Below are 17,862 nucleotides of genomic sequence, written 5' to 3' on the forward strand. Positions count from 1 at the left end.
GCTTTAACAAGCTCAAGCACTTCCGACGCTTCGCCACACGGTTCGACAGGCTGGCGCGTCACTACCTCTCCTTCGTCCACATCGCCGCCTCCATGCTCTGGATGCGGTGAATGTCGATTCGTCCTAGGCCTGCGCCGTCTGCGCCGCGTTCCACGCCGTTACGAACTGAACCGCCTGCCGACCGACCTGATCGGCGGTCTGACCCGGTTTGAACACGGCCGAGCCGATGCCGAAGCCCGATGCGCCGGCGCCCAGCCATGTGGCCATGCTGTCGGGATCGACGCCGCCGACCGGATAGACGCGCGTGGCGGCGGGCAGGACGGCGCGAACGGCCTTCAGTCCCTTCGGACCGGCGATCTCGGCGGGGAACAGCTTCAACGCATCGGCGCCGGCGTCCAGGGCGGCGAAGGCTTCGGACGGTGTGAAGAAGCCGGGCAGGGACAGCAGGCCCAGGGTCTTGGTCTCGCGGATCACGTCGGTGTTGGTGTTGGGCGAGATGATCAGCTGGCCACCGGCCTCTGCGACCTCGCGGGCTGCCGTGATGTTCAGCACCGTGCCCGCCCCGACCAGGGCGCGACCGCCCAGCGCCTGACGCAGGCGGCGAATGCTCTCCAGCGGCTCGGGCGAGTTCAGCGGTACTTCCAGGCAGAGAAAGCCTGCGGCGATGATGGCTTCGCCCACGTCCACCGCTTCGTCGGGCGTGAGGCCCCGCAGGATGGCGATCAGCGGCAGGGCGTCCAGGCTTTCGATAGAGACAGGGGTCATCGGGATAGGGCCTCGTGAATGCGCCACAGACCCTTGGCCGTGGCGGCGGCGCCGTCCGCGATGCGAACGTCGTGGAAACCGCCCTGCGCCAGGGCGGCGGCATAGCGGCGGCTCAGGGCCTCGGCGCCGATCAGGATGACGGGGCGGTGGTTGGCGTCGATCTGCGCGGCCACCTCGGCCCCGATCAGCAGGCCCGACAGATAGTCGGCCGCCGACGCGGGCGAAAGGCGTCCGGCCAGGCCCTCGACCCGCACCGAGAACAGGGCGGCGGTGACGGCGGGATCGCGCAAGGCTCGCTCCACGCCGTCCGCAAAGGCGTCGTCGTCCACGCCGGGATCGCCCATGTCGGCGCCCAGGATCGTGCCCTTGCGGATGGCGGCGAACAGTTCGCCGGTCATGAAGGTGCGAAAACCCGTGATCCGGCCGCCTGCGGTGCGGATCCATTTGCTGTGGGTGCCGGGGCCGACGACCACCGCGTCGTCCGGCGCGTCCAGGCCGAAGACCTGGGTCTCCTCGCCGCGCACCACGTCCTGAAGGCGGCCGTCCTCGAACACGGCGACGCCGGGCACGATGGAGACGTGGGGCGCGTCGTCAGGGCTGGCCACGGCCGTCGCCAGGTCCGCGACGCCGGCCGGGCAGGGCAGATAGGCCATCTCGCGCCACCGGCCCCGCGCCCCGGCCATGCCGCTGACGAGGACCAGCAGGCCGTCGTTCAGCCAGTCGCCGGCGACCTCGTCCAGTACGCCGCGAAACCGATCCGGCGTCAGGCCGCCCGCACCACGAGGGTCGGAACGGCTGTCCAGCACCGCGCCGCCCTCGGCGATCCGCATGACGCGCAGATTGCTGGTGCCCCAGTCGACTCCGATGAGGCGCGCACCGCTCACCTCACCACCAGATCGAATAGACCAGGATCAGGAAGGCGATCACGCCGACCCCGGCCAGGTTGAAGCCCCACGAGGTCTTGTAGCTGATCTTGTCCAGCTTGATCTTCATCGCGTCGGGCTTGGCCGGGACCAGCAGGGACACGATCACCGCCGCGATCAGCGAGACGACGAACACCACCGCGACCCGGTTCATGAACGGGAAGATGAACTGACCCGTCTCCTGCAACCACCAGAAGACGGCCGACAGCACCACCGAGCCGATGGCAGCGGTCAGGGCGCCCGCTTCGGACGCGCGCTTCCAGAACAGGCCCAGCATGAAGATGACCACGATGCCGGGGGTGAAGAAGCCGGTGAACTCCTGGATGAACTGGAACGCCTGGTCGAAGCCGCCCAGCAGCGGGCGGGCGGTCAGGATGCCGATGATCACGGCGACCACGGCGGCGATACGTCCGACCGTGACCAACTGATGCTCGGGCGTGTCCTTCCGGATCTTGGCGTAGAGATCCAGGGTGAAGATGGTCGAGATCGAGTTCACCTTGGACGCCAGCGAGGCGATGATGGCGGCGATCAGGGCCGCGAACACCAGACCCTTCAGGCCCACCGGCAGCAGGTTCATCATCGTTGGATAGGCCTGGTCCGGCGCCGACAGGTTGGGAGCCAGGATCAGGGCGGCCATGCCCGGCAGCACCACGATCACCGGCATCAGCAGCTTCAGATAGGCGGCGAAGGCGATGCCCTTCTGCGCTTCCGGCAGCGATTTGGCGGCCAGCGCCCGCTGGATGATGTACTGGTTGAACCCCCAGTAGCTGATGTTCATGACCCACAGCCCGCCCAGCAGCACGGCGATGCCCGGCAGCTCCTGATAGTGGGGGCTGTCCTTGGACAGGATCATGTCGAACTTGTCCGGGAACTCGGTCAGCAGGGTCTGGAAGCCGGCGACGGCGCCGCCCGCGCCGCCGATAGTCGACAGGGCGATGAAGCCGATGATCAGCCCGCCGCAGACCAGCAGGGCCACCTGCACGATGTCGGTCAGGGCCACGGCCTTCAGACCGCCCCACAGTTGATAGGCCAGGGCGAAGACGCCGATGGCGACGATGGCGTAATCCTGGTTGAACCCGGTCACGGTGTGGACGGCGATGGCGCCCAGCCACAGGATCGAGGTCACGTTCACGAAGACGTAGAGCAGCAGCCAGAAGACGGCCATCACGTTACGGATCGTCGGCCCGTACCGCTGCTGCAGGAACTGCGGCATGGTCACGATCTCGTTGCGCAGGAAGATCGGCAGGAAGAACTTGCCCACGATCAACAGGGTCAGCGCCGCCATCCACTCATAGGAGGCGATGCCCAGGCCGATCACATAGCCCGATCCGCTCATGCCGATGATCTGTTCGGCCGAGATGTTGGCCGCGATCAGCGAGGCGCCGATGGCCCACCAGGGCAGGCTCTTGGACGCCATGAAATAGTCGGTGGAGGTCTTCTGCTCGCCCTTCTTGGTGCGCGAGACCCACTGGGCCAGGCCGAAGATGAAGACGGCGTAGATCGCCAGGATCGCCAGATCGATGCCCGCAAGCGACATGGTGCATTCCCCCACATGGCCCTTTGGTTCGGGCTCGCGCAGAAGCCTAGGTTAGGCGTCAGTCTGTCGCAACGGCTTTTTATATGTGCGTAGCGATTTCACCCGCGATAATGTAATCTCGCTTGCGCCGCAGGCTTCACCGAGGCGAGCGCCGCCGTTAGCCTATGGACCTCGCCACAGGATTCTCATGACCGACCAAGATCCGACCGACGACCGCAAATATCGCGCCCCCGCCCTCGAAAAGGGCCTGGACGTGCTCGAACTGCTGTCGTCCCAAGGCGAGGCGATGACGCCGTCGCAGATGTCGGTCACTCTGGGCCGGTCGGTCAGCGAACTGTTCCGCATGATCCAGGTGCTGGAGTTCCGAGGCTATATCGAACAGTCGTCGGACGGCTATCGCCTGACCAACCGCCTGTTCACCCTCGGCATGACCCAGGCGCCGATCAAGTCGTTGGTGGATGTCGCCATGCCGGCCATGCGGGATCTGGCGTCTGGCACCATGCAGTCCTGCCACCTTGTGGTGCCGTCGGGCGATCAGATCGTGGTCATCGCCCGGATCGAGAGCCCGGGCGACCTCGGCTATTCGGTGCGGATCGGTTACCGGCGCAGCATTCTGCACGCCACCTCCGGCCTGATGTTCTATTCGCGGGCCAACGAACGGGCCCGGGCGCATCTGCAAGAGACATTGGTCGGATTGTTCGGCGTCAAGGCGGTGGAGGACTTCGCCAGTCGGTCCAAGGCGATGACCCAGGGCCCCTACGTCGAGAGGGCCAGCGATTTCGTGAAGGGTGTGACCGATCTGGTGGCGCCCATAATGGGGTCGGACGGCGTGATCGCCACCCTGATCACCCCCTTCATCGAGCAAGCGCCGATGCTGTGCACCAAGGACGAGGCCGCCGCCCAACTGGTGCGCGCGACCACGATCATCTCGACACAGATGGGCGCCGTCTCCCAGGCCTGACCGGGCGAGATTCACTCCCTCGTTGACAGAGGCCCCGACCAACGCCATTTTTGTGGACGGTAACGACTTTCATTTGTGAAAGATTGCAAATCACCAATCAACGGTGAGGCGTCTGGGAGGCGCGCGAACGATCATGGCCGCCATCTACTCCGACCTGAAGGACAAGACCGTCATCGTCACCGGCGGCGCCGGCGGCATCGGCGAAGGCATCGTCCGCGCCTTCCACGCCCAAGGCGCCCGCGTCGGCTTTCTGGATATCGACACGGTGCGCGGTCCCAAGTTGCAATCCGAGCTGGGGCAGGGCGCCCTGTTCGTCGCCTGCGACCTGACCGACATTCCGGCGCTGAAGGCTGCGATCGCCACGGTGCGCGGCGCCTTCGGTCCCATCGACATCCTGGTCAACAACGCCGCCCACGACGAGCGTCACGCCACGCTGGAGGTGACCGAAGCGTATTGGGACGGCCGCATGGCCGTGAACCTGAAGCACCAGTTCTTCGCCGCCCAAGCCGTGCTGCCGGACATGCAGGCAAGGGGCAAGGGGGCGATCGTCAACCTGGGTTCGACCTCTTGGATCATCGGCCAGGGTGGAATGCCCGCCTATACGGCGTCCAAATCGGCGGTGATCGGCCTGACCCGTTCGCTGGCCCGCGACTTCGGCCCGTTCGGCGTGCGTGTGAACGCGGTCGCCCCCGGCTGGATCATGACCGAGCGCCAGCTTGCGCTGTGGGTCACGCCAGAGACCGAGAAAGACATTTACGAGAACCAGTGCCTGAAGCGTCGGCTCGTGCCCGACGACATCGCTCGCGTCGTCGTCTTCATGTGCTCGGATGAAGCCGGGGCCATCACCAACCAGCATTACGTCGTCGACGGCGGCTGGACCTGATCAAGGGTTGAACTGCGCCTGCACGATTTGTAATATTATATGCCGCATTGTCCTCGCGGCCCGAGAACCTGATCAATGACCAAGACACTTCGCAGCCGCGCCTGGTTCGACAACCCGGAAAACCCCGACATGACGGCGCTCTATCTGGAGCGCTATCTGAACTACGGCCTGACGCGAAAAGAGCTGCAGTCGGACAAGCCGATTATCGGCATCGCCCAGACCGGCTCGGACCTGTCGCCGTGCAACCGCCACCACCTGGTCCTGGCCGAACGGGTGCGCGAGGGCATTCGCGAGGCAGGCGGCATCGCCATGGAGTTCCCGGTTCACCCGATCCAGGAAACCGGCAAACGTCCCACCGCCGGCCTGGACCGCAACCTCGCCTATCTGGGTCTGGTCGAGAGCCTTTACGGCTATCCGCTGGACGGCGTCGTCCTGACCATCGGCTGCGACAAGACCACGCCGGCCTGTCTGATGGCCGCCGCCACCGTGGACATTCCCGCCATCGCCCTGTCCGTCGGCCCGATGCTGAACGGCTGGCACAAGGGCGAGCGCACCGGGTCGGGCACGATCATCTGGAAGGCGCGCCAGATGATGGCGGCCGGCGAGATCGACTACGACGGCTTCATCGAACTGGTGGCCTCGTCGGCGCCGTCGGTCGGCTATTGCAACACCATGGGCACGGCGACGACGATGAACTCGCTGGCCGAGGCGCTGGGCATGTCGCTGCCCGGCTCGGCCGCCATTCCCGCCCCCTATCGCGAGCGCGCCCAGGTCGCCTATCAGACCGGCCTGCGCATTGTGGAGATGGTGCGCGAGGATCTGAAACCGTCCGACATCCTGACCAAGGAGGCGTTCCACAACGCCATCGTCGTCAACTCGGCCATCGGCGGTTCGACCAACGCCCCGATCCACCTGACGGCGCTTGCCCGCCACGCCCACGTCGATGTGCCGCTGCAGGATTGGCAGACGCAAGGCCTGCACGTGCCGCTGCTGGTCAATCTTCAGCCCGCCGGAGACTATCTGGGCGAAGATTACTTCCATGCCGGCGGCGTGCCCGCCGTGATGGCCGAACTGATGAAACAGGGGCTGATCAACGAGGACGCCCTGACCGTCACCGGCAAGTCCATCGGCGAGAACTGCAAGGGCGCCGAGATCGTCCTGCCCGACGTCATCAAGACCTTCGACGCCCCGATGAAGACAAACGCCGGCTTCGTCGTCTTCACCGGCAACCTGTTCAACTCGGCCATCATGAAGCTGAGCGTGATCTCGCCTGAGTTCCGCGAACGCTACCTGTCCAACCCCGACGACCTGAACGCCTTCGAAGGCCCGGCCGTCGTCTTCGACGGGCCGGAGGACTATCACCACCGCATCGACGACGAGAGCCTGGGCATCACCGAACAGACCCTGCTGTTCATGCGCGGCGCCGGCCCCATCGGCTATCCGGGCGCGGCCGAGGTCGTGAACATGCGGCCGCCCGCCTACCTGATCAAGAAGGGCGTCAGCGCCCTGGCCTGTATCGGCGACGGGCGTCAGTCCGGCACCTCCGGCTCGCCCTCGATCCTGAACGCCTCGCCGGAAGCGGCGGCGGGCGGCAACATCGCCCTGCTGAAGACCGGCGACCGGGTGCGCATCGACCTGAACACCGGCCGCGCCGACATCCTGATCCCGGACGGGGAACTGGCCGAGCGCCGCCAGGCGTTCGAGGCGGCGGGCGGCTACAAATACCCCGCTTCGCAGACGCCGTGGCAGGAGATGCAGCGCGCGGTTGTCGGCCAGTTGGAGACCGGCGCCGTGCTGGAGCCGGCCGTCAAATACCACCGCATCGTCGACACCATCGGCATGCCGCGCGACAACCACTGATCCGCTGAGGGCGTCGCCGCTATTGCAGCGGCGGCGCCTTGGCGTGGGCGGCGATGAAGGCGTCGTGGGTCGGCATCCGCTCGACGCCCTGCCAGATCATCGCCTTCATCTGTTGAAGGCGATGGCGGATGTGATCCAGCGGGATGGTTTCCGTGATCGGATCGTGGCGTTCCGGGACCACCCCCTGGCCCAGGAGGACGGCGATCCAGTTCGTCTCCTGGAACAGTTCGTCGTCATAACGGAAGACGCGGCCCCGGCTGCGGAACTGATCCATCTTCTGTTTCAGGGTCTCGGGCACGTCCATGGACCGCACGTGCCGCCACAGGGGCGAATCGTCCCGCGCCGTGGCGTGATAGTGCAGGATGATGAAGTCCCTGATCCGCTCGACCTCGACCTGCATTTGGCGGTTGTAGTTGTCGATGTCGGCCTGGGCGAAGCCCGTGTCCGGGAAATGCAGCAGCAGTTTTGAGATGCCGGACTGCACCAGATGGATGCTGGTCGATTCCAGCGGCTCCAGGAAGCCTGACGCCAGGCCCAGGGCCAGGCAGTTCTTGTTCCAGGTCTTCTTACGCCGTCCGGTGGTGAACCGCAGGAAATTCGGATCCGCCATGGCCTCGCCGTCCAGTGAGGCGCGCAGTTTCGCTTGGGCCTCATCGTCCGAGATGAAGGGGCTGCAATAGACATAGCCGTTGCCGGTGCGATGCTGCAGCGGGATGCGCCAGCGCCATCCGGCCTCCAGCGCCGTCGATTGGGTATAGGGCGTAGGGTCGCCCACGCGCGCGCAGGGCATGGCCACGGCCCGGTCGGCGGGCAGCCAGTGAGTCCAGTCCTCATAGCCCGTCTTCAGCGCGCCCTCGATCAGCAGCCCCCGGAAGCCCGAGCAGTCGATGAAGAAGTCCGCCTCCAGCTCGCGCCCGTCATCCAGCCGCACCGACTGGATGAAGCCGTCGCCGTCGCGCAGCACCACGTCGGCGATCTTGCCCTCATGGCGCACCACGCCTTGCGCCTCGGCGCGCTGACGCAGGAACTTGGCGTAAAGGCCGGCGTCGAAATGAAAGGCGTAGGTCATCTGTGACGCCACGCCGCGCGGATCGCTGTCGGGCCGGGTGAAACGGCCCATCTGCGACGCCACCGTCGTGACCGAATAGGCCCCCAGGTCGTCGTCCAGCCCCGCCTTGTTCAGCCGCAGCCAGTACTGGTGGAACGACGCCGCATCGATGCGCGTCCCATAGACGCCGAACGGATGGAAATAGCTCTCACCCTTTCGGAACCAGTCATGGAACTGGATGCCCAGCTTGTAGGTCGCCTGGGTGGCGCGGACGAACGCGTCCTCGTCGATGCCCAGCAACTGGTTGAACAGCAGGATCGGCGGGATGGTCGCCTCGCCGACGCCGACCGTGCCGATGGCCTCGGACTCGACCAACTCGACCTTCACCGTGCCCCGCGTCACGTGCGACAGGGCGGCCGCCGCCATCCAGCCTGCCGTGCCGCCTCCGACGATCAGGATGCGCTTCAGCGGGGCAGGGGTCATCGGGCGTAACCGGTGAAATAGTTGGAATGGGCGGGCAGAGCGGCGGCGGCGCGTTCGATCAGCTGTGCGAACTGTCGCGCCTGGCGATCCACGTCGTCGAGATCGTCGATACAGGCCAAGGGCGACGCCCGTCTCGGCCATGTCCCCAGGCCCGTGAAGACGGCGGTCCAGCTATCCTCGCGGAAGGATTCGTCTTCCAGCAGCCCGATCTCGCCCCGCGCACGGAACAGTTCGATCTTCTCCATCAGCGTATCGGGCGGCGCCGTCTCTCGGCATCGGTCCCACATCGCCCCTGCGCGACCCGCCAGGTGATAGTGCAGGATGATGAAGTCGCGGATGCGCTCGAACTCCTGGGCCGAACGCCGATTGTATTCACGGATGAGGGCCGGATCGAAACTGCGGTCGGGGAACATCTCCAGCAGTCGCCCGATGCCGGTCTGGATCAGGTTGATACTGGTCGATTCCAGCGGCTCGACGAAGCCCGACGCCAGGCCCAGCGATACTACATTGCCCTTCCAGGCCTCGCGCCGGCGGCCGGTGACGAACCTCAGGCGATTGGGCTCGGCCAGCGGTTCCGATTCGATCTGACCCAGCAGGTCGTCAAGCGCCGTCTGGTCGTCCACATGGTCGCTGGAATAGACATAGCCGTTGCCGACCCGGTGCTGCAGCGGAATGCGCCATTGCCAGCCGGCCTCGCGGGCGCGGGCGGTGGTGATGGGCTCGGGCGCCAGGGTCGAACTGCACGGCACGGCGACGGCGCGGTCGCACGGCAGCCATTGCGTCCATTCCTCGTATCCGGCCTGCATCGCCTGTTCGATAAGCAGTCCCCTGAAGCCGGAGCAGTCGATGAACAGGTCGGCCCCGACTTCGCCACCGTCTTCCAGCTTCACGGCCCGCACCAGGCCGGTCTCGCCGTCGCGATCCACACCCGTGATCCGCCCTTCGCGCCGCACGACGCCCAACGTCTCCGACAGCATCCTCAGCCGCTGCGCGAACAGGCCCGCGTCGAACTGATACGCGTATGAATAGTGGGACAGCACCGAACGGCTGTCCTCGACCGGCGGGGCGAACTTGCAGGCGCGGGCCATGGCGGTGGGCATGGACCAGGCGTCCAGGCCGTCGATCCGGCCGGCGGCCTTCAGGCGAAACAGATATTGCCGCCAGGCCTGTCCGGCGACGATGGGACCATAGTCGCCGAAGCCATGGAAATATTCCGAACCCGGCGCCGTCCAGTCCTTGAAGGCGATGCCCAGTTTCGCGGTCGCGGCCGTGGAACGAATGAAATCCTCTTCGGACAGGCCCACCATCTGCACGAACTGACGGATGGGCGGGATCGTCGCCTCGCCGACGCCCACCGTGCCGATGGCCTCGGATTCGATCAGGGTGATCTTCAGCGCCAGATCCGACGAGCGCGTGAACGCCCGGCCCAGCGCGGCCGCAGCCATCCATCCCGCCGTGCCGCCGCCGACAATCGTGACGTGGCGCACCTGTTCTGTCCGTGCGTCCATTCCTGTCCTCCCGACGCCGGCTTTTCGCCGATCGTGCTTCATCGTATCCTAGCCGAACGTTGACCATTCGCCATCTGTGGTAGCGCTATCAGAAAACACTTTTCAACGCATGAAAACTTGTGCATCCTTGAAAGGTGGTCATGACACCGAATGGTGCACGACCTCACTTCGGGAGGGATGTCGTCCCCAGTCGCCAATAAGCGACGGGCGCGACCAGCAGGAAGGTTCTGAGACACATGTCTCGTCAAAATCACGTGCGTCGCGTCGCTCTGTTGTGCGGAGCATCGTTGCTTACAGTCGCGGCGACGCTGCCGACTGGTGCGTTGGCCCAACAGAATCCGGCCCAGTCGGATGACGCGACTACGGTCGATGAAGTGGTCGTCACCGGCATCCGCGCCCAGCTTCGTTCGGCCCAGGCCATCAAGAAGAATTCCGAGGTCATCGTCGATTCGGTGACCGCCGTGGATATCGGCGCCCTGCCGGACCGTTCGGTGTCCGAGGCGCTGCAACGTATCCCGGGCATCACCCTGCAACGCACCAACTCCGCCCGCGACCCCGCCCGTCTGGCTGCCGAAGGCGGCGGTGTCTTCGTGCGCGGCCTGTCGGGCGTGCGTTCCGAAACCAACGGTCGCGACATCTTCTCCGCCGCCAGCGGTCGCGGCCTCAGCTTTGAGGATGTCTCGGCCGACCTGCTGTCCGGCGTGGATGTTTACAAGAACGTCGCCGCCAACATGATCGAAGGCGGCATCGCCGGCACGATCAACCTGCGCACCCGCGTACCGTTCGACAACGCCGACCGCCTGTTCGCCGTCAACGCCGATTACAACTACGGCGACCTGTCGGAAAAAGGCTTCTGGTCCGGCAGCGTCATTGGCTCGGACCGTTGGGACACTCGCTTCGGCGAGTTCGGCCTCCTGGCCAACGTCAGCGTCTCCAACGTCGGCAACCGCACCGACAGCATCTCCACAGACCGCTATGATCCTATCGTCCTGAACGCCGGCAACGCCAGCGCGGACGGCACGGGTACGGCGGGCGAGACCGTCTATGTTCCAAAGAACATGGGCTGGCGCACGATCGACTGGGAGCAGAAGCGCACCGCCGTGGCGCTGGCCGCCCAATGGCGCCCCAATGACCAATGGCTGTTCACCCTGCAGGCCCTGGGTTCGCAGGCTGACACCTACAACGTCGAATACGCCATGGGCACCGAGACGATCGCCTCGCCCAACTCGACCTATTCCTATGACGCCGACAACGTCTTCAAGTCGGGCAGCATCGTCGACGCCAACTACAACACTGACACCCGTATCGGCGACGACACCAAGAAGACCGGCGATGTCGCGCTGAATTTCAAATATACGCCTGGCGGCGCCTGGTCGTTCAGCGGCGATCTGCAATATGTGAAGTCGACGGCCAAAATCTATTCGATGACCGCCTTCACGCAGTTGCAGGATCGTCCTGACATGCGGATCACCATCGATGGAGACCTGCCCACCATCACCTCCACCGGCGGGTCGATGGAAGACAAGTCGCAATATTGGTGGGCCGCTGCAATGGACCACATCGAGGATAACGAGGCCAATGAGCTGGCCGGTCGCCTGGACGCCCGCTACGACTTCCAGAACAACAACTTCTTCCGTTCGGTCGAGTTCGGCGTCCGTGCCACAGACAAGAACTACACAAACCGTCAGACCGGCTTTAACTGGGGTCTGCTGTCCAACCAGTATTGGGGCAACGGCGGCGGCGCCGTGGTCTATCTGGACGACACCGGCTTCCCCGGCGGCGTGCAGGACCCGCGCCTCGTGGACTCCTCGACCCTGTATCGCTTCGACAACTTCTTCCGTGGCGACACGGTCGTTCCGGGCGTCGCCTGGTTCCCGACCGCCGGCCTGCTCAACCAGGGTACGGCCTATGCCTATGATGTCCTGAAGAATACCCAGAGTTCGGGCTGGGGTTGGACGCCGCTATCCAATGACTTCAGCACGTATCGTCTGGGCAGCGGTAACGGCGGCGTCACGGACCTGCAGGAGAAAACCGAGGCGGCCTACGTCTATACCCGCTTCGGCAACGACACGGCCTTCTTCGGTCGCGGTCTGGATGGCAACATCGGTCTGCGCGTCGTCAAGACCCAGACGGATTCCAACCGGATCATCACCCTGCCGTCGATCACCACCTCCTGCCCTCCGGCCAACAATCCGGCCGCCGACTGCACCGCCTTCAACCGAGCGCGTCAATTCGTGAACGGTGGTCCGCTGGGTGGATCCGACATCAGCAAGGAATACACGAACGTCCTGCCCAGCCTGAACCTGCGGGCCTTCTTGACGGATACGCTTCAGGCGCGCTTCGCCGTGTCGCGCGCCATCCTGCGGCCCGAGATGTATCAGCTGCAGCCGTTCACCAATCTGTCGATCAACTTCCAGCCCGACGGCGTCACCCTGAACCCGACGACGCCCTATACGGGCACGGGCGGCAACCCGAACCTGGAGCCGTTGAAATCGACCAACTACGATTTCAGCCTGGAGTGGTACTTCGCCCCGACCGGGAGCATCACCTTCGCCGCCTTCCACAAGGATCTGAAGGACTACATCTTCTCGGGCAACTCGACCGAGACCTTCACCAATGGCGGTGTGACCAACGACTTCTTGATCACGCGTTACACCAATGGCGACAAGGGCAAGATCGACGGCTTCGAACTGGCCTATCAGCAGTTCTACGACTTCCTGCCAGGGCCGCTCAGCGGACTGGGCGTCCAGGCCAACTTCACCTACGTCGACAGCAGCGGTGGACGGAATACCAGCCAGGACATCCTCAGCGGCGACCAGAATGCCGGAGCCAGCGCCGTTCTGCCGCTCGAAGGTTTGTCGCGGACCAGCTACAATGCCGCGCTTCTGTATGAGAAATACGGCATTTCGGCGCGCCTCGCCTACAACTGGCGCGAGGAGTATCTGATGACCACCTCGGCGGCGAACATCAACGCCCCGGTATGGGCCAGCGACTATGGCCAGCTGGACGGCTCGATCTTCTACAACCTGACTTCGCGCGTTAAGATCGGCATCCAATCGACCAACATTCTGAACGAACGGACCGTGTTGAAGGTGGGCAACGAGACCCGCAAGCCGCCGTACAACTGGGTGGATACCGATCGCCGGGTCGCGGTGGTGCTTCGCGCCGCCTTCTGATCCCGGTCTGATCTTGCGGGGCGTCGGCAGTCGTCGGCGCCCCGATTGTTTTTCTTGTCGACGTTGGGAGGCGGCGATGGGCCTTTTCGCACGCAGATTGACCGCAACCCTGTCCGTGGCGGCCTTTGTTGCCGCAGCGGCCTCGCCGGTTCTTGCTCAGTCGCCGATCCCGCAACTGGTCGAGCAGAACGGTCGTCACGCCCTGATGGTCGACGGTGCGCCCTTCACCATTCTCGGCGCCCAGGTCAATAACTCGACCAACTATCCCGCGCCCCTGGTCGAGGCCTGGCCGGCGATCCGCTACGTGGGCGCCAATACGGTTCAGGTTCCCATCGCCTGGGAGCAGATCGAGCCCGTCGAGGGCCGGTTCGATTTCTCCTTCGTCGATCACCTGGTGCAGGAGGCGCGTCGCAATGACGTGCGCCTGGTCATCCTGTGGTTCGGCACCTGGAAGAACACCTCGCCCAAATATGCGCCGGCCTGGGTCAAGCTGAACCCGACGCGGTTCCCGCACCTGATCCAGAAGGACGGGACGGAATCCTACGCCATGTCGCCCTATGGACATGAAACGCTGGCCGCCGACGCCCGCGCCTTCGCCGCCCTGATGCGCCATATCCGCCAGATCGACGAGCGCCAGCGCACCGTCATCATGGCCCAGCCAGAGAACGAGGTCGGCACCTACGGTTCGGTGCGCGACTATTCTCCCGCCGCCCAGGCCGCCTTCGACGGCCCCGTGCCACAGACGCTGCTGGACCGGACGGGCAGGGCGGCCGGAACCTGGTCCGCTGTCTTCGGCGAAGAGGCGGAAGAGTTCTTCCACGCATGGTCCATCGGAACCTACGTCAACACGGTCGCCGAGGCGGGCTTGCGCGAATATCCGCTGCCGATGTACGTCAACGCCGCGCTGCCCGATCCGCATGAGCGCACCGCGCCCACCAACTATGCCTCGGGCGGCCCGGTCTGGCCCGTGTTCGATGTCTGGAAGGCGGCTGCGCCGTCCATCGCTATGCTGAGCCCCGACATCTACAATCGCGATTCCCGCACTTACGAAGGCCATCTGGATCGCTATGCGCGGCCCGACAACGCCCTGTTCGTGGCCGAGACGGGCAATGACGCGCCCTACGCCCGCTATCTGTTCTCGGTGTTGGGCCGGGGCGGCATAGGCTTCTCGCCGTTCGGCATCGACTACACCGGCTACGCCAACTATCCGCTGGGCGCACCTGTCGTCGACGAGAAGGCCCTGACGCCGTTCCGCGACGCCTATCGCCTGATCGCGCCGTGGCAGCGGGTGTGGGCGCGCGCCGCCTTTGCCGGCAAGGTCTGGGGCGTTTCCGAACCCGACGACCGCGCCTCCCAGACACTGGACCTGGGCGACTGGACCGCCACTGTCGGCTATCGCCGCTGGCAGTTCGGTCAGCCCGACTGGACCTGGCTCGGCCCGCTCGCCGACGTTCCGGGTACGGACAAGCCCAACGGCGGCGCCCTGATCGCCGAGGTCGCGCCGGGTGAGTTCATCGTCACGGCCCATCGCGCCCGTATCGACTTCGCCGCCAAGCCCTCGACCGACGGCAAGCGCCGCATGGTCGTTCGCTATGAGGAGGGCCGTTTCGACGACGCCGGCAAATGGGTCTTCGAACGCATCTGGAACGGCGACCAGACGGACTACGGCCTGAATTTCACCGATCGACCGCGCCTGCTGCGCGTCGTCACCGCCACCTACTGATCCCTTGAAAATGCGAGCGCCCGCCATGATCCCGACCCTCGCCCGCCGCCTGTTCCTGGCCGCCTTGATGACCGCTCCCCTGGCCGCCTGCGCGGGGCAGGGCCTGATGAACGGCGCCTCCGCCGGCGCGATCCAGCAGGCGGCGTTCGAACGCACCGCCAGCGGCATCGTCGTTACCCCGGCCGAGGGCGCCGCCCGCCGCGTGCGTCTGGAGGTCTATGGCCCCGAGACCATCCGCGTCACCGCGACCGAGAACGCGAACCTCGAACTGCCCGCCAGCCTGATGGTCACGGCCCAGCCCTCGACCACCACACCGTTCCAGGTCGAGACGCACGGCGACGTGGTTGTGCTGAAGACCGCCGAGGCCACCGCCGAGGTTTCGCGCGAGACCGGCGCCGTCCGCTTCCTCGATGAGAACGGCCAGGAGGTGCTGAAGGAGCGCCCCGGCAGCCGCGAGCTCAGCCCCGTCACCGTCGAGGACCAGAAGGGCGACCACCGCTTCCTGGCCACGCGCCAGGTCTGGGAAAGCCCGGCGGACGAGGCCTTCTACGGCCTGGGGCAGCACCAGCAGGGCGTGATGAACTACAAGGGCCACGACGTCCTGCTGGCCCAGCACAATATCGACGTCGGCATTCCGCTGGTCGTGTCCAGCCGCAACTACGGCGTCCTGTGGGACAACAACTCGATCACCCGTTTCGGCGACCCGCGCCCCTACGGCATGATCGCCGACCAGTTCATCGTGCGCGACGCCACGGGCCGGTTCGGCGGCCTGACCGCCAGCTACTATCAGAACGACCAGCTGAAGGTTCAGCGCCAGGAGACCGAGGTGAACTACGAGTTCATCCGCGAATGGTCGCGCTGGCCCGAGGGCCTCAAGTCGCAGCCGGGCCAGCCGGTCCAGACCGGCGACATGGGCAAGCCCGGCCAGGCCGGCGTCAAGGTCGTCTGGGAAGGCACGCTGGAGACTTCGACGGCCGGCCTGCACAAGTTCCGCCTCTATTCGTCCGGCTATGTGAAGGTCTGGATCGACGGCCAGATGGTCGAGGATAACTGGCGCCAGAACTGGAACCCGTTCGACCACGACTTCCAGGTCCAGATGGCCGCCGATACCCGCGTGCCGATCAAGATCGAATGGATCCCTGAGGACGGCTATATCTCGCTGCGCCACCAGGACCCGCTGCCTGACGCCGATCAGGGCGCGCTCAGCCTGGCGTCCGAAGTCGGCACGGCCATCGACTACTACTATATCGGCGGCGACGATCTTGACGGCGTCATCTCCAACTATCGCGGCCTGACCGGCAAGTCGGTGATGCTGCCCCGCTGGGCCTACGGCTTCTGGCAGAGCCGCCAGCGCTACAACACCCAGGCCGAGGTGGTGGACACCGTCCGCCGCTATCGCGAGTTGGGCCTGCCGATCGACAACGTGGTCCAGGACTGGTTCTACTGGCCCGAGAACGCCTGGGGCTCGCACCAGTTCGACCCCGCGCGCTTCCCGAACCCGACCCAGATGGTCAAGGACGTTCACGACATGAACGCCAACATCATCATTTCGGTCTGGCCGAAATTCTATCCGACGACCGACCATTACAAGCAGCTGGACGCCATCGGCGGCATGTACACCCGTAACGTCGACGTCGGCGCGCGCGACTGGGTCGGACCCGGCTACGCCAACAGCTTCTACGACCCCTATCTGCCCGCCGCCCGCGACCTGTACTGGAAGCAGATGTCCGACAGCTTCAAGGGCATGGGCTTCGACGGCTGGTGGCTGGATTCGGTCGAGCCGGACATGCACTCCAACCTGGACATCCCCGAACGGACCCTGCGCATGGGACCGACGGCCATCGGCCCAGGCGCCTATGTCTTCAACTCCTATCCGCTGATCAACGCCGAGAACGTCTACAACAACTTCAGGCGCGAGAAGGGCGACGAGCGGACCTATATCCTGACCCGCTCGGCCTGGGGCGGCCTGCAACGCACCGGTTCGACCCTGTGGTCGGGCGACGTGGTGGCGCGCTGGGACAATCTGAAGGATCAGATCTCGGCGGGCGTGAACACCGGCCTGTCCGGTCTGGCCAACTGGACCCACGACATCGGCGGCTTCTCGGTCGAGGCCCGCTACTCCAACCCCAACGGCATGAAGCCCGAGGACAAGGCCGAGTGGGACGAGCTGAACCTGCGCTGGTTCCAGTTCGGCGCCTTCTCGCCGGTCTTCCGCTCGCACGGCGAGTTCCCGCTGCGCGAGGTCTATAATCTGGCCCAGCCCGGCACGCCGATGTACGACGCCTATGCCGAGCAGATGCGCACCCGTTATCGGCTGATGCCCTACATCTACAGCGTGGCGGGCGACGTCTATCAGCGCGACGGCACCATCATGCGCGGCCTGGTCATGGACTTCCCGTCCGACCTGAAGGCGCGCGACATCAACGACCAGTATCTGTTCGGCCGCGCCCTGCTGGTCGCGCCGGTGACGGAATACAAGGCGCGCAGCCGCCCGGTCTATTTCCCGCAAGGGGCCGACTGGTACGACATGCTGACGGGCCAGAAATACGCAGGCGGCCGTTCGGTCACGGTCCAGGCCGCGGTCGACAAGATTCCGGTCTTCGTGCGCGCCGGCTCGATCCTGCCCACCGGCCCGGCGATCCAGTACACGGCCGAGAAGCTGGACGGCCCGCTGACCCTGGTGATCTACACCGGCGCGAACGGGACCTTCTCCCTCTATGAGGATCAGGGCACGACCTACGCTTACGAGCGTGGCGAGTTCTCCAACATCCCCATGACCTGGAACGATGCGACCGGCGTCCTGACCATCGGCGCGCGCACGGGTTCGTATCCCACCATGCCGGCGAACCGCACCATCAATGTGCGCTTCGTCAGCGGACCGGGCGCCGATGTCGGAAACTTCGACGCCGCCCCGGCCAGGACGATCCAGTACGACGGACAGGCGGTCGAGGTCCGCCGCTAGGGACCACGCGAGCATCGACATCTGACACGATGT

General features: G+C 65.4%; 11 protein-coding genes. 6 read left to right on the top strand and 5 right to left on the bottom strand.

All coding sequences use genetic code 11. The features are described 5' to 3' along the window. Positions 1–123: 123 nt before the first annotated feature. From WC597_RS07630 to WC597_RS07640, 3 genes are read right to left on the bottom strand one after another with little or no spacing between them, the layout of a single operon-like run. Positions 124–765 carry a 2-dehydro-3-deoxy-6-phosphogalactonate aldolase gene (locus tag WC597_RS07630; protein WP_372692745.1) on the bottom strand — a complete coding sequence of 214 codons (642 nt, stop codon included), beginning with the start codon at positions 763–765 and terminating at the stop codon, positions 124–126. Beyond that, positions 762–1,649: a 2-dehydro-3-deoxygalactonokinase gene (locus WC597_RS07635; RefSeq protein WP_372692746.1), complete on the bottom strand. Its 888-nt coding sequence runs from the start codon at positions 1,647–1,649 to the stop codon at positions 762–764. Before WC597_RS07635 ends, WC597_RS07630 begins: the two co-directional genes overlap by 4 nt. A 1-nt stretch (position 1,650) precedes the next feature. Continuing rightward, positions 1,651–3,225, bottom strand: coding sequence for a sodium/sugar symporter (locus tag WC597_RS07640; RefSeq protein WP_372692747.1), 1,575 nt, complete (start codon positions 3,223–3,225; stop codon positions 1,651–1,653). Between the two features lie 187 nt (positions 3,226–3,412). Between WC597_RS07640 and WC597_RS07645 the strand changes: the two genes are divergently transcribed. From WC597_RS07645 to WC597_RS07655, 3 genes are all read left to right on the top strand, one after another. After that, positions 3,413–4,186 (top strand): IclR family transcriptional regulator, encoded by a 774-nt coding sequence (locus tag WC597_RS07645; protein WP_372692750.1) that lies wholly within the window; start codon positions 3,413–3,415, stop codon positions 4,184–4,186. A gap of 133 nt (positions 4,187–4,319) precedes the next feature. Continuing rightward, entirely contained in the window at positions 4,320–5,069 is a 750-nt protein-coding gene (locus tag WC597_RS07650) for an SDR family NAD(P)-dependent oxidoreductase (protein ID WP_372692751.1), read from the top strand. A 75-nt stretch (positions 5,070–5,144) separates the two neighbouring features. After that, positions 5,145–6,929, top strand: coding sequence for an IlvD/Edd family dehydratase (locus WC597_RS07655; RefSeq protein ID WP_372692752.1), 1,785 nt, complete (start codon positions 5,145–5,147; stop codon positions 6,927–6,929). A gap of 19 nt (positions 6,930–6,948) precedes the next feature. Here the strand turns inward: WC597_RS07655 and WC597_RS07660 are convergent, their stop codons facing one another. Both WC597_RS07660 and WC597_RS07665 read right to left on the bottom strand, forming a co-directional pair. Beyond that, complete coding sequence (locus WC597_RS07660; RefSeq protein ID WP_372692753.1) at positions 6,949–8,460, bottom strand: tryptophan halogenase family protein; 1,512 nt, start codon at positions 8,458–8,460, stop codon at positions 6,949–6,951. Then, positions 8,457–9,968: a tryptophan halogenase family protein gene (locus tag WC597_RS07665; protein ID WP_372692754.1), complete on the bottom strand. Its 1,512-nt coding sequence runs from the start codon at positions 9,966–9,968 to the stop codon at positions 8,457–8,459. The genes WC597_RS07660 and WC597_RS07665 overlap by 4 nt, the downstream gene beginning before the upstream one ends. Positions 9,969–10,255: 287 nt before the next feature. Here WC597_RS07665 and WC597_RS07670 point away from each other — a divergent pair, with 287 nt between their 5' ends. The 3 genes from WC597_RS07670 (at position 10,256) to WC597_RS07680 (ending at position 17,829) form a co-directional block, all read left to right on the top strand. Continuing rightward, positions 10,256–13,144 carry a TonB-dependent receptor gene (locus WC597_RS07670; RefSeq protein WP_372692755.1) on the top strand — a complete coding sequence of 963 codons (2,889 nt, stop codon included), beginning with the start codon at positions 10,256–10,258 and terminating at the stop codon, positions 13,142–13,144. 76 nt (positions 13,145–13,220) lie between these two features. Then, positions 13,221–14,867: a DUF5597 domain-containing protein gene (locus WC597_RS07675; protein WP_372692757.1), complete on the top strand. Its 1,647-nt coding sequence runs from the start codon at positions 13,221–13,223 to the stop codon at positions 14,865–14,867. Between the two features lie 25 nt (positions 14,868–14,892). Next, positions 14,893–17,829 carry a TIM-barrel domain-containing protein gene (locus WC597_RS07680; RefSeq protein ID WP_372692760.1) on the top strand — a complete coding sequence of 979 codons (2,937 nt, stop codon included), beginning with the start codon at positions 14,893–14,895 and terminating at the stop codon, positions 17,827–17,829. Positions 17,830–17,862 lie beyond the last annotated feature (33 nt).

Source organism: Brevundimonas sp. (assembly GCF_041648115.1).
GTDB lineage: Bacteria > Pseudomonadota > Alphaproteobacteria > Caulobacterales > Caulobacteraceae > Brevundimonas.

What these genes read in the sequence shown, in the direction of transcription:
- WC597_RS07630 (WP_372692745.1), bottom strand. Translation starts at nt 765, where the DNA reads ATGACCCCTGTCTCTATCGAAAGCCTGGACGCCCTGCCGCTGATCGCC.
- WC597_RS07640 (WP_372692747.1), bottom strand. Translation starts at nt 3,225, where the DNA reads ATGTCGCTTGCGGGCATCGATCTGGCGATCCTGGCGATCTACGCCGTC.
- WC597_RS07645 (WP_372692750.1), top strand. Translation starts at nt 3,413, where the DNA reads ATGACCGACCAAGATCCGACCGACGACCGCAAATATCGCGCCCCCGCC.
- WC597_RS07650 (WP_372692751.1), top strand. Translation starts at nt 4,320, where the DNA reads ATGGCCGCCATCTACTCCGACCTGAAGGACAAGACCGTCATCGTCACC.
- WC597_RS07655 (WP_372692752.1), top strand. Translation starts at nt 5,145, where the DNA reads ATGACCAAGACACTTCGCAGCCGCGCCTGGTTCGACAACCCGGAAAAC.
- WC597_RS07660 (WP_372692753.1), bottom strand. Translation starts at nt 8,460, where the DNA reads ATGACCCCTGCCCCGCTGAAGCGCATCCTGATCGTCGGAGGCGGCACG.
- WC597_RS07665 (WP_372692754.1), bottom strand. Translation starts at nt 9,968, where the DNA reads ATGGACGCACGGACAGAACAGGTGCGCCACGTCACGATTGTCGGCGGC.
- WC597_RS07675 (WP_372692757.1), top strand. Translation starts at nt 13,221, where the DNA reads ATGGGCCTTTTCGCACGCAGATTGACCGCAACCCTGTCCGTGGCGGCC.
- WC597_RS07680 (WP_372692760.1), top strand. Translation starts at nt 14,893, where the DNA reads ATGATCCCGACCCTCGCCCGCCGCCTGTTCCTGGCCGCCTTGATGACC.